Raw genomic sequence first — 13,137 nt, forward strand, 5'->3', positions numbered from 1 at the left:
CGGTGCCTCTCTCAGGAAATGCCGAGCTCGTTGTCGATGAAGTCGAAGATGTCGTCGTCGCTGACGTCGGTGATGCGGGTGGCGAGGTCGCCGTCGCCCTCGGTGGCGGGCGGGCCGATCAGGCCGGCGAGCAGGGCGGTGAGCCGGTCGACGGCCTCGGCCAGGGCGGCCGGGTCGGCGGCGAGACTGCTCAGGGTGCGCTCCAGCCGGTCGAACTCGGCTGCCGTGCCGGCTGGTTCGGACCCTGCGGCAGGTTCTGCCGCTGCGGCAGGGGCGGCCGGCGGCGGGGCGAGCCGCTCGCGCAGATGGGCGGCGAGGGCGGTCGGGGTGGGGTGGTCGAAGAGGGCGGTGGTGGGCAGTCGCAGCCCGGTCGCGGTGTTCACCCGGTTCCGCAGCTCGATCACCCCGAGGGAGTCGAACTCGCTTTCCATGAAGCCGAGTTCGGGCCGGATCGCGCTCGCGTCCGGGTGGCCGAGCACGGCCGCGGCGGTGGCCAGGACCAGCGCCAGCAGCTGCCGTTCCTGCTCGGCGGCCGGCTGCCCGGCCAGTCGGGCCAGCAGCGCGGCCGGGCCGTCGGCACCGCCCCGGGCGGCCGGGCGGGCCCGGTGCCGGGCGAGTCCGCGCAGCACCGGCGCCAGCCGGTCGGCGGGAACGGCGGCCGGGTCGAGCCGGGCCGCCACCAGGGCGGCGTCCGGGACACCGGCGGTGCCGGGGGCGGAGGTCGGGGCGCCGGGGGCGGCGTTCGGGGTGCCGAGCGCGGCGTCGAACAGCGCGAGTGCCTGCTCGTCGGTCATCGGCGCCAGGCCGGTCGCGCCGAGGCGCTCCCGCTCGGCGGCACTGAGGCCCGCCGCCATGCCGCCCTCGGCCTGCGCCCAGTGGCCCCAGGCGAGCGAGACGGCGGGCAGGCCGCGCACCCGACGGTGCTGCGCCAGCGCGTCCAACTCGGCGTTGGCGGCGCCGTAGTTGGCCTGGCCGGGATTGCCCAGCAGGCCGACTGCGGAGGAGAACAGGACGAACGCGGCCAGGTCCTGGGAGCGGGTCAGCTCGTGCAGGTGCCGGGCGCCGTCGGCCTTGGGCCGGCCGACGGTGCGCAGCCGCTCGGCCGTGAGCGAGCCGAGCACGGCGTCGTCCAGGACTCCGGCGGTGTGCACGACGGCGGTCAGCGGCCGTTCGGCGGGGACGGCCGCGAGCAGCGCCGCGACGGCGTCCCGGTCGCCGACGTCGGCGGCCCGCACGGTCACCTCGGCGCCCGACTCCTCCAGTTCGGCGACGAGTTCGGCGATGCCCGGGGCCTGCGGTCCCTTGCGGCCGGCGAGCAGCAGGTGCCGCACGCCGTGCCGGTCGACCAGGCGGCGGGCGACCAGTCGGCCGAGGGCGCCGGTGCCGCCGGTGACGAGGACGGTGCCCTCGGGGTCGAGCGGGGCGGGCAGGGTCAGTGCGAGCTTGCCGGTGTGCCGGGCCTGGCTCAGTCGGCGCACCGCCTGCGTTGCCTGCCGGACGTCCTGGGCGTGGACCGGCAGCGGGCGCAGCGCACCCTTCGCGAAGAGCCCGGCGAGTTCGGCGAGGATCTCGGCGATCCGGTCGGGGTCGACGTCGAACAGGTCGAAGGCCAGGTAGGCGGCGCCGCCGTGGTCGGCGGCGACGGTGGCCGGGTCGCGCGGGTCGGTCTTGCCCATCTCGACGAACCGGCCGCCGGGGGCGAGCAGGCGCAGCGAGGCGTCGGTGAACTCGTGGGCCAGCGCGTTGAGGACGACGTCGACGCCCCGGCCGCCGGTGGCGGCGCGGAAGGCGGGTTCGAAGTCGAGGGTGCGGCTGGAGGCGACCCGGTCGCCGACCAGGCCGAGCCCGCGCAGCACGCCCCACTTGCCGGGACCGGCCGTGGCGAGCACCACCGATCCGCCGTGCTGGGCGAGTTGGACGGCCGCCTGGCCGACGCCGCCGGTCGCGGCGTGGATCAGGACGGATTCGCCGGACCGCAGCCGGGCGAGGTCGTAGAGGCCGTGGTAGGCGGTCAGGAAGGCGACCGGGGCGGTGGCGGCCTCGGCCCAGCTCCAGCCGTCGGGGACGGGGAGGAGCAGCCGGTGGTCGGTCACGGCGACCGGGCCGAGGGTGCCCTGCACCAGGCCCATCACCCGGTCGCCGGGCCGCAGTCCGGTGACGCCGGGGCCGGTCTCCAGGACGGTGCCCGCGCCTTCGGCGCCGATCCGGGCGCCGCCCGGGTAGAGGCCGAGGGTGATCAGTACGTCCCGGAAGTTGAGGCCGGCGGCGCGCAGGGCGATCCGGACCTCCCCTGCGGCGAGCGGCCGGCGGGCCTCGGGGGCGGGCAGCAGGGCGAGCGAGTCCAGGCTACCGGGGGTGGCGGTGTCGAGCCGCCAGGTGTCGGCGGTGCCGGGGGCGACGGCACCGGGGTCGAGCCGGTCGCCCGGGCGGGAGCGGACGAGCCTGGGGACGAGGATCTCCCCCGCCCGCAGGGCGAGTTGGGGTTCGCCGTCGGCGGCCGTGCGCTGCGCGGCGGCGAGGGCCCCGCCGAGGGCGGCGCGGCTCGCGGGTGTGCCGTCGGTGTCCAGGAGGACGAAACGGTCGGGGTGTTCGGCCTGGGCGGTGCGGACCAGGCCCCAGACGGCGCCGGCCGCCGGCTCGGGGACGTCCTCGCCGGGGTGGGTGGCGACGGCGTGCTCGGTGAGCAGCGCGAGGGTGCCGGCGTGCGCGGCGTCCAACCAGCCGTGCAGCAGGGCGAGCGCCTGTTCGGCGGTGCGGACGGGGGCGAGCACGCTCTGTCCGGGGGCGGCCTCGGCCAGGGAGGCGAGCACGGGCTGTCCCTCGGCCTGCTCGTCGGCTCCGGCCGGGTCGGCCAGCAGGGCCCAGTCGACGGGCGGTGCGTCGGCGGCGGTGAGCGGGAGCCAGTCCAGCCGGTAGAGCGAGTCCGGGCCGGCGGCCGCCGGGGCGCGCAGGGTCAGCGCGCCGACGGTGGCGACCGGCAGCCCGGCCGGGTCGGTCAGCTCCAGGGCGACGGTGTCGGGCCCGGCCGGGGTGATCCGGGCCCGCAGGGCGCCGGTGCCCGTGCCGGTGCGGTGCACGGTGACGTCCCGCCAGGAGAACGGCAGCACCGTCCGCTCGGCGTCCAGGACGACGGCGTGCAGCACGGCGTCCAGCAGCGCCGGGTGGAGGGCGTACGCCTCGGCCTCGGCGGACGGCAGCACCGGCGGCGCGGTGACCTCGGCGTAGCGCCGCTCGCCGTCGACGGCGGTCGAGGTGAGGCCGCGGAAGGCGGGGCCGTAGTGGTAGCCGCGCTCGGCGAGGCGGTCGTAGGCGTCGGCGAGGTCCAGCGGCACGGCGGCCGGCGGCGCGGCGACGTCGGCGGGCTCGGCGGGCTCCACCGGCGCGACGGCGACGGCTCCGGTGGCGTGGGTGGTCCAGTCGGAGTCCCCGGTGTCCCCGGCCTCGGGCTGCGAACGGATCCGCAGCGGGCGGCCCCCCTCCTCGTCGGCGGCGCCCAGCAGCACCTGGAGCCGCACCCCGGCCCTGGCGGCCGTCGGCAGGGCGAGCGGCGCGGCCAGGTCCAGCGTCTCCACCCGGGCTGCACCGGCCCGCAGCGCGGCCTGCACGGCCAGCTCCAGGAAGGCCGTGCCCGGCAGCAGGACGGTCCCGGCCACGGTGTGGTCGGCCAGCCACGGGTGGGTCCGCAGGGAGAGCCGGCCGGTGAACAACCAGCCCTCGCCGTCGGGGAGTTCGGTGACGCCGGAGAGCAGCGGGTGGCCGGTCGGGGCGAGGCCGCCGGGGCCGTCGGCGGTGTGCCCGGCCGGAGTGTCCAGCCAGTGGCGGCGGCGCTCGAAGGGGTAGGTGGGAAGCTCGGGGCGGTCGGCCCCGGGGGCGGCCGGCAGGGCGGCGGCCCAGTCGACCGGCACCCCGTGCACGTGCAGCCGGGCCAGCGCCTCGGTGACCGTCGACCGCTCCGGCCGGTCGGCGCGCAGCAGCGCGGCGATCGCCCGCGCGGGCGGGGCGGGGAGGGCCGTGTCGGCGTCGGCGAGCGCCTCCTCGGTGAGGGCGGTAAGCACGGGGCCGGGGCCGAGTTCGAGGTAGGCGGTGGTGCCGAGGCCGTTCAGGGTGCGCACGCCGTCGTGGAAGCGGACCGCCTCCCGGATGTGCCGCACCCAGTACCCGGGGTCGGTCAGCTCCCCGGCCAGGGCGAGGCCGCCGTGCAGGTTGGAGACCACGGGGGTGTGCGGCTCCCGGTAGTCGAGCCGCTCCGCGACCGCCCGGAACTCGTCCAGCACCGCGTCCATGTGCGGCGAGTGGAACGCCCGGCCGACCGTCAGCAGCTTGACCCGCCGTCCGCGCGCCCGCCACTCCTCGGCCAGCCGGCGGACCTCGTCCTCGTCGCCGGAAAGGACCACGGAGGAGGGGCCGTTGACGGCGGCGATCGCCACCCGGTCGGCGAGCGGGGAGAGTTCGGGCGCGACCTCGGCCTCGGTGGCCCCGATCGCGGCCATCGCGCCGTGCGCGGGCAGTGCCTCCATCAGCCGGCCGCGCGCGGCGACCAGCGCCACCGCGTCGGGCAGGGTGAGCACACCCGCCAGGTGCGCGGCGCTCAACTCGCCGATCGAGTGGCCGATCAGCCGCTCCGGGCGCAGGCCGTACGCCTCGACCGCGAGCCGGTGCAGGGCGACGTGCAGGGTGAACAGGGCGGGCTGGGTGTAGACGGTGGTGTCGAGCAGGGCGGCCGAGGCGGTGCCGGGCCCGGCGAACAGCACCTCGGTCAGCGGGGCGGCCAGGTGCGGGGCGAACAGCTCCGCGATCTCGTCCACCGCGGCCCGGAACACCGGCTCCGCGCCGTACAGTTCACGGCCGGCGCCCGGCCGCTGGCTGCCCTGGCCGGAGTAGAGGAAGGCCGGTCCGGAGGGGCGGGCGGCCTCGGCCCGGAGCAGGCCGGGTGCGGCCTCGGCGCCCTCGGCCAGCGCCCGCAGGGCCTCGGCGCGGGCCTCGGCCCCGCCGCCCAGGACGGCGGCGCGGTGCGCGAAGTGGGTGCGGCCGGTGGCCAGGGCCCGGGCCACGCCGGGGGCGTCGGGCGCGACCGCGTCCAGCAGCCGGGCGGCCTGGGCCCGCAGGGCGGCGGGCGTCCGGGCCGACAGCAGCAGCGGCGCGGCGGGCTCTTCGGGTTCCTCCGGCGCGGCGGGCTCTTCGGGTTCCTCCGGCGCGGCGGGCTCCGCGAGCTCCTCCGGCGCGGCCTCCAGGATCAGGTGCGCGTTGGTGCCGCTGATCCCGAACGAGGACACCGCCGCCCGGCGCGGCCGGCCCGTGGCGGGCCAGGCCCGCGTGCCGTCGAGCAGCTCCACGCTGCCCGCCGACCAGTCGACGTGCGGCGAGGGCGCGTCCAGGTGCAGCGTGCCCGGCAGTTCGCCGTGCCGCAGCGCCTGCACCAGCTTGATCACCCCGGTGACACCGGCGGCGGCCTGGGTGTGCCCGAGGTTGGACTTCGACGAGCCCAGCAGGACCGGCAGTTCGCCCGGGCCCCGCTGCCCGTAGGTGGCGAGCAGCGCGCGGGCCTCGATCGGGTCGCCGAGCGCGGTGCCGGTGCCGTGCGCCTCCACCGCGTCCACGTCGGCCGGGGTGAGCCCGGCCGAGGCGAGCGCCTGGCGGATGACCCGCTCCTGGGCCGGGCCGTTGGGGGCGGTCAGCCCGTTGGAGGCGCCGTCCTGGTTCACGGCGCTGCCGCGCACCAGCGCCAGCACCCGGTGCCCGTTGCGGCGGGCCGAGGAGAGCCGCTCCAGCAGCACCAGCCCGACGCCCTCGGCCCAGGCGGTGCCGTCCGCGGCGGCCGCGAAGGGCTTGCAGCGGCCGTCCGGCGCCAGGCCGCGCTGGCGGCTGAACTCGGTGAACATACCGGGCGAGGACATCACGGTGGCACCGCCCGCGAGGGCGAGGTCGCACTCCCCCGCGCGCAGCGCCTGCGCGGCCAGGTGGATCGCGACCAGCGAGGAGGAGCAGGCCGTGTCGATCGTGATGGCGGGCCCCTCCAGCCCGAGCGCGTAGGCGAGCCGGCCGGAGGCGACGGAGGTCAGGGTGCCGGTGAGGGCGTGCCCCTCGTACCCGGCGGGCGTCTCGTGCAGGCGCGGCCCGTAGTCCTGCGGCATGACGCCGACGAACACGCCGGTACGGGTGCCGCGCAGGGCGGCCGGGACGATGCCGGCCCGCTCGGTCAGCTCCCAGGCGGACTCCAGCAGCAGCCGCTGCTGGGGGTCGGTCGCGGCAGCCTCGCGCGGCGGGAGGCCGAAGAAGGCGCCGTCGAACTCGTCGGCGTCGTACAGGAATCCGCCCTGGCGGGTGTAGGAGGTGCCGGGGCGCTCGCCGTCCGGGTCGAACAGGGCGTCGAGGTCCCAGCCCCGGTTCTCCGGGAACGGGCCGATGGCGTCCCGGCCGTCGCGCAGCAGCTCCCACAGCTGCTCGGGGCTGTCGGCGCCGCCAGGCCAGCGGCCGCTGAGGGCGACCACGGCGATCGGGTCGTCCGCCGCTCCCGGACCGTCGGCGGGGTGCGCGGCCACGGCGGCGGCACCGGTGGCGGCACCGGCGGCGTCCGGCCGCTCGGCGAGGAAGGCCGCGACGGCGCGCGGCGTCGGCCGGTCGTAGACCAGGCTGGTCGGCAGGGCGCGGCCGACGGAGCCCGCGAGGCGGTCGCGGAACTCGACCGAGGCGACCGAGTCGAAGCCGAGGTCCTTGAAGGTCCGGTCCGGGTCGACGGCCTCCGCGCCGCCGGACTCGCCGAGCACGATCGCCGCACCCGCGCGGACGGCGGCCAGGGCGGCCGCCTCGTCCAGGACCGGGGCGACCGGGGAGTCCGCCGCGAGAACGTCCGCCGTCTCCTCGACCGCCGTCCCCCGGACCGCCGCGTGGCCCGAGCCGGTCGCCACCGCGACCGGTCCGCCGTCCGGCAGCCAGAGCCGGCGGCGCTGGAACGCGTACGTCGGCAGACCGGTGAGCCGCTGCCCCGGCCCGGACCAGGCGCGCCAGTCGACCGCGCCGCCGCGCACGAACAACTCGGCGACGGCGCCGCCGAACTGGTCGAGGCCGCCGTGGTCGCGCCGCAGCGTGCCGGTGACCGCCGCCGCGCCGTCCGTCAACTCGCCCAGGCCGAGGGTGAGTACGGGGTGCGGGCTGCTCTCGACGAAGCTCCGGTGCCCGTCGGCCAGGGCGGCCCGCACCGCCCGGTCCAGCCGGACGGTGCCGCGCAGGTTGCGGAACCAGTACCCGCCGTCGAGGCCGGCGGTGTCGAGACGGCCGCCGGTGAGGGTCGAGTAGAAGGCGACGGTGCCGGTGCGCGGGCGGATCCCCGCCAGCAGCTCGGGCAGGGAGTCGCGCAGCGGCTCCATCTGGGCGGAGTGGGAGGCGTAGTCGACGGGGACGAGCTTGGCCCGCACCTCGGCCGCGCGGTACGACCCGACCAGTGCCTCAACGGCCTCCCGCTCGCCCGAAACCACGGTGGAGGTGGGGCCGTTGACGGCCGCGACGCCGAGCAGGGACGGGTCCGGCGTGGCGGCGATCGCGGCCTCGACCTCGGCGACGGGCAGCGGGACGGCGGCCATCGCACCCCGGCCGGTCAGACCGAGCCCGGCGATCGCCCGCGAGCGCAGGGCGACCACGGCCGCCGCGTCCTCCAGCGAGAGCGCGCCCGCGACATGGGCGGCGGCGATCTCGCCCTGGGAGTGGCCGATCACCGCGTCGGGCCGGACACCCGCCGCCTCCCAGAGCGCGGCCAGGGACACCATGACGGCGAACAGGGCGGGCTGGACGACGTCGACCCGGTCCAGGCCGGGCGCTCCCGGCCGGCCGCGCAGCACCGCGTCCAGCGACCAGTCGACGTGCGGGGCCAGAGCCTTCCCGGTCTCCTCGATCTTCGCCGCGAACACCGGTGCGGTGTCGAGCAGTTCACGCGCCATGGCGTCCCACTGGGCACCCTGGCCGGGGAAGACCAGCACGGTGCCCGCGCCGCCCGCGGGAACCGCCCGGCCCTGCACCAGGCCCGGCAGCTGCCCGCCCCCGGCGAGGGCGTCCAGACCGGCGAGCAGCTCGGACCGGTCGGTGCCGGTGACGGCGGCCCGGAACTCGAAGGCGGTCCGGGTGGTGGCCAGCGCCCGCCCGAGGTCGGCCGGCGCGAGATCCTGCCGTCGGGACGCGAACTCGCTCATCCGGGCGGCCTGTTCGCTCAGTCCGGCCGGGGTCCGGGCGGACAGCGGCCACAGCGCCGGCCAGGGCGCGGGCTCCGCCTCCCCGCCGTCGCCCTCACCGATCGCGGCCGGATCCGTCTCCGGGGCGTCGGCGACCAGGACATGGGCGTTGGTGCCGCCCACGCCGAAGGAGCTGACCCCGGCGATCAGCCGGCCCTCCGGGTCCGGCCACGGACCGGACCCGGTGCGGACCGCCAGGCCGAGGCGGTCGAAGTCGATGTCCGGGTTCGGCGTACGGAAGTTGAGGCTGGCGGGCAGCCGGCGGTGGCGCACCGCCAGGACCGTCTTCAGCAGGCCGACCAGGCCCGCCGCGCCCTCCAGGTGGCCCACGTTGGTCTTCGCGGAACCGACCAGCAACGGCCGGTCCGCCGGGCGCCCCGCGCCCAGGGCGGCACCGAGGCCGGCGGCCTCGACCGGGTCGCCGACCCGGGTGCCGGTGCCGTGCAGTTCGACGTACTGCACCAGACCGGGGGCGACGTCCGCGCGCCGGGCGGCGGCGCGGATCACGGCCGCCTGGGCGTCGGCGCTCGGCACGGTGAGTCCGTCCGTCCCGCCGTCGCTGTTGACGGCGCTGCCGAGCAGCACGGCGTGCACGGGGTCGCCGTCGGCGACGGCACGGGCGAGCGGCTTCAGCACCAGCAGCACCGCACCCTCGCCGCGCGCGTAGCCGTCGGCACCCGCGTCGAAGGTGGCGCAGCGGCCCTCGGGCGACAGGGCGCCGAACCGCTCGACGGTGAGGGTGGACTCCGGGGCGAGGTTGAGGTTGACGCCGCCGACCAGGGCGACGTCCGACTCCCCGGTGCGCAGGCTCTCCAGTGCGAGGTGGACGGCGACCAGCGAGGAGGACTGCGCGGAGTCGACGGTGAGGCTGGGGCCGCGCAGGTCGAGGGCATGGGAGACGCGGTTGGCGATCAGGCCCCGGTTGACGCCGGTGAGGCTGTGCCGGGTGATCGCGTCGGCCCCGGTGGTGAGGGTGCTCCAGTCACCGGCGATCGCGCCGACGAAGACTCCGGCGCGGCGGCCGGCCAGCGCGGCGGGGAGGATGCCCGCGTCCTCCAGGGCCTCCCAGGCGAGTTCGAGGACGAGCCGCTGCTGCGGGTCGGCGGCGGCGGCCTCCCCGGCCGCGAGGCCGAAGAACTCGGCGTCGAAGCGGTCGACCTGGTCGAGCCAGCCGGCGGCGAGACGCGGCCGCGCCTCGCCGGCGAACCGGCCCGGCGGGACGGTGCCGACGCTGCTGGTGCCGCTGTCGAGCAGCCGCCAGAACGCCTCGGGGTCCGCCGCACCCGGCAGACGGCAGGCGGCGCCGACGACGGCCACCGCCTCCGGCGGGCCGGACTGCGGTGCGGACGGGGCGAGGGGTTCCAGGGGCGCCATGGTGGTTCCACTCCTGAGGGCCGGTAGCTCGGTGACGGACCTCAGCGTTCCGTGGCACCCCCACCCACCGGCCCCCTAGCCAACCCCTGTCGAACCCCTATGGCACCCCCGACGACCTCGGCAATCACCTCCGGACGGCCCTCGGCACCCACCTTGCCGACGGGCCGTCAGCATTCCGTCATGACCGACCGACGCACCGTCACCACGGGGCGTGGGCGACACCAGCCACAGCAGGCCGGCCACGGCCGCGGGACCGTGTTCGGGTGGGGTGCCCGGTGACCACAGGGGGTGGGGGCGTCCTGTACCTCAGGAGGAGGCCCGTCGCCTGGGCGTAGAGCGCCGGCGCTCATGACGGCGCCCCGGACACCCCCGGCGGGGTGTCCGGGGCGTCCGGGGCGGCGGTCCGGGGCGGGCACAGCGCTTCCCGACACCCGAGGGAAACCCGGGCGCAGGTCACGCCGGCCTCAGCCGGCGACCAGGTCGGCCCGGCGGGGGAAGGCCGGGCGCGGCGGGGCCCCGTCGGCGGTGCCCGGCGGGACCGGGCCGAGCAGGCGGGCGAGGTCGACCCGGCGGCGGACGCCGAGCTTGCGGTAGACCCGGGTGAGGTGCTGCTCGACGGTGGACACGGTGATGTAGAGCTTGCGGGCGATGTCGCGGTTGGACAGGCCGCGCGCGGCGAGCTCGGCGACCCGGCCCTCGGCCTCGGAGAGCCCACCGGCGCTGCCCTCCGGGACCGGGGCGGCGGCGACCGGGAGCGGCCGTCCGGCCACCGGCGGCGGGGACACCTGCAGCGGGGACGCCGGCAACGGGGACACCGGCAGCAGCGACACCGGCGCAGGCGCCTGCGCCTGCGGCCGGACCGGCACCACGGCCAGCGCCGGGGACCGGCGCACCCGGCGGTCCGCCCGACGGGCCCGGCCCGGGTCGCCGTCGTGCTGGTGGGCCTCGCTCAGCTCCCCCAGCGCCGCCGACAGTTCGGACTCCGCACCGGCCTCCTCCAGCAGTCCGACGGCGCGTTCCAGCAGCTCCGTGCGCTCGGCCGGTCCGCCCGCCGCCGCCCGGATCCGCAGCGCCAGGCCGCGGATCCTCGGGTGGCCGGCCGGCCCGAGCCGGGCGAGCTGCTGGTCCGCGAGGGCGGCGGCGCTGCCCGGCCGGCCCAGGGCGAGCTGGGCGCGGGCCGCGCCGAGCCGCCAGGGCGCGATGGCCGGCAGGTGGTCCACGCCCCAGCGGGCCATGGTGTCGCCGCAGGCGCGGTAGTCGGCGAGGGCCTGCTCGGCCCGGCCGAGGGCGAGCCGGTGACCGGCCAACGCGTACCGGTGGTGCAGCCCCGCGGGCGTGTGCTCCAGGCCCGCGGGGGTGGCCAGCTCCAGGAAGTGCGCGGCGTCCTGGTGCAGGCCGAGCGCGGTGCGGGCGGCCGCCATGGTCGCCAGCGGCAGCCCGACGGCCACGCCCCAGGCCTCCGGCCGGACGTGCGCGAACGCGGCGCGCCCTGCCTCGTCGGCGCTCCGCAGGTCGCCCTGGCGCAGTGCCGCCTCGGCGCGCAGCGCGGCCAGCAGGGCGTTCCAGTGGGCGCCGCAGCGGGCCCCGGCGCGTTCGGCGAGCGGGGCGCACCAGTGGGTGGCCCGGTCGGCGCGGTCGGCGTAGAGCAGGACGGTGAGCGCGGCGGTGAGGGATTCGGTGCGCACGCCGCCGAGGCGCCCGGCGCGCAGCACGAGCTCGGCGTGGACCACGGCGTCCTCGGGGGACACGGTGCCGGCGAGCAGGGCGGCGAGCAGCCGCATGCCGTCGCCCCGGTCGGCGGGGGCGCCGTCCTGCGGGCCGGTCCGGCGGGCGGGGTTGGGGAGCAGCGCGGGGTACCAGTAGGCGAGCCAGTGGCGCAGGGGCTCGGTGTGCACGGCCTGGCCGGGGACGGCCTCGAAGCGGGCGAGCGCGGCGGTGCCCTCGTCGATCCGGCCGTGCCAGAAGTGGTGGCGCAGGCGCTTGAGTTCGTGGCGCAGCGCGGTGTCGGCGTCGGTGACGGTGCCGGGGAGGGTGGGGACGCATTCGACGGCGGGGCCGGCGGGCGCCCGGCCGGACCACAGCTGCAGCGCGTGGGCGGGTACCGGTCCGAAGCCGCCGGTGGCACCGGACTCCTCGTCCGCCGTCTCCTCCGCCGCCTCGTCCTCCACGACGTCCTCCGCCACCCCGGGCGCGGGCACCTCCCAAGCCCCGCCTCCCCGCTCGAACTCCGGCAGCACCGCGCCGGGGTCCCCGGCCCCGGCGGCGGGTGCCGGTCCGAGCGAGCTGCGCAGGTGCCCCTCGGCCACCCGGGCGTGCCCGTCGACGGTGGCCGCCGTGGCGCCGGCGGCGCGCAGGAGGCGGCCGGCCCGCTGGTGCAGGGCGGCGAGTTCGAGCGGCCGCATCGCGGCGAGCAGGTCCCCGGCGGCGGTGGGGTGGCGGAAGCCCCCGTCGCGGAACAGCCCTGCCGCGTGCAGCAGGTAGAGCGCCCGGGGCAGCGCGTCGGGGGCGAGCAGCAGCAGTTCGGCGAGGAGTTCCGGGGTGGCTGCGGTGCCGAGCACGGCGACGCCGCGCGCGTAGTGCAGGGCGAGCGGGTCGATCCGGTGCAGGCAGTGCATGAGGCCGCGCCGGTAGCCCTCGCCGACGACCAGGGTGCCGGGGCTGCCGGCCCGTTCCTGGTCGCCGACGAGGCTGTGCACGAGCAGCGGGTTGCCGCCGGTGAGGGCGTGCGCCTCGGCGGCGTGCCGCTCGGCGGCCGCAGCGCCGAGGCGGGTGCGAAGGACCTCGGCGACGAGTTCGGTGCCGAGCAGGTCGAGCCGGATGTGCTGGTGGTGCGGCTGGCGGGCGAGTTCGACCTCGAACAGCGGGTGCGCCGGGGTCATGGTCTCGCGCGAGCTGAGGACGGTGAGCACGCCGGTGCCCCGGGTGCGGCGGACCAGGTAGAGCAGGAACTCCAGGGACTGCGGGTCGGCGTCCTGCCGGTCGTCGACGGCGATCAGGACGGGGGCGCGTTCGGCCAGGCCCCGGACCAGTCGGAACAGGCCCTCCAGGACGCGTTGGGTGAGCTGTCCGGCGGGGCGGTCGGAGGGGGCGGGGACGGTGCCGGAGGCCGCGCCCTCGGCGAGCAGGGCCTCGGCGGTGGCGGCCTCCTCGGGGGCGAGGTCGGCGCCCTGGAGGAGCTGCCGGGCCAGGCCGAGCGGGAATTCGCGTTCCAGCGGCGAGCCGGTGCCGACCAGGACCTGGACGCCGCGCTCGGCGGCGGTGTCGGTGAAGGCGTAGAGCAGGTCGCTGCGGCCGCTGCCGACGGAACCGTGCAGCACGATCACGCTCCCGGCGCCGGCCGCGCAGCGGTCGAGGGCGTGGTGAAGCCGCCGGTACTCGGACTCGCGGCCGGCGGGCGCGGATCTCGACGGATCGTACGGATCGTGCGGCGGGGACACGGGAAGGGGGGACATCCGTTCTCCTGGTGCAGGGCGCACGGGAGGACGGGCCGCTGGGCGCTCCTCCTCGCGCGGGTTCGTGGGCGAGGGAATCGGACGGACCGACC

2 protein-coding genes are annotated in these 13,137 nt (G+C 78.0%); both read right to left on the bottom strand.

What is annotated here, in order from left to right:
• Positions 1 to 11 precede the first annotated feature (11 nt).
• A complete protein-coding gene (locus tag OG715_RS06670) occupies positions 12 to 9,593 on the bottom strand; it encodes a type I polyketide synthase (RefSeq protein ID WP_266276485.1) in 9,582 nt (3,193 codons plus the stop codon).
• Positions 9,594 to 10,057: 464 nt separating this feature from the next.
• A complete protein-coding gene (locus OG715_RS06675; RefSeq protein ID WP_266276483.1) occupies positions 10,058 to 13,045 on the bottom strand; it encodes a helix-turn-helix transcriptional regulator in 2,988 nt (995 codons plus the stop codon).
• Between the last annotated feature and the right edge of the window lie 92 nt (positions 13,046 to 13,137).

The organism is Kitasatospora purpeofusca, from assembly GCF_036010405.1.
In the GTDB taxonomy this organism is placed as follows: Bacteria; Actinomycetota; Actinomycetes; order Streptomycetales; family Streptomycetaceae; genus Kitasatospora; species Kitasatospora purpeofusca.

Coding starts and splice junctions, on each gene's coding strand:
- OG715_RS06670 (WP_266276485.1), bottom strand. CDS start 9,593: ATGGCGCCCCTGGAACCCCTCGCCCCGTCCGCACCGCAGTCCGGCCCG.
- OG715_RS06675 (WP_266276483.1), bottom strand. CDS start 13,045: ATGTCCCCCCTTCCCGTGTCCCCGCCGCACGATCCGTACGATCCGTCG.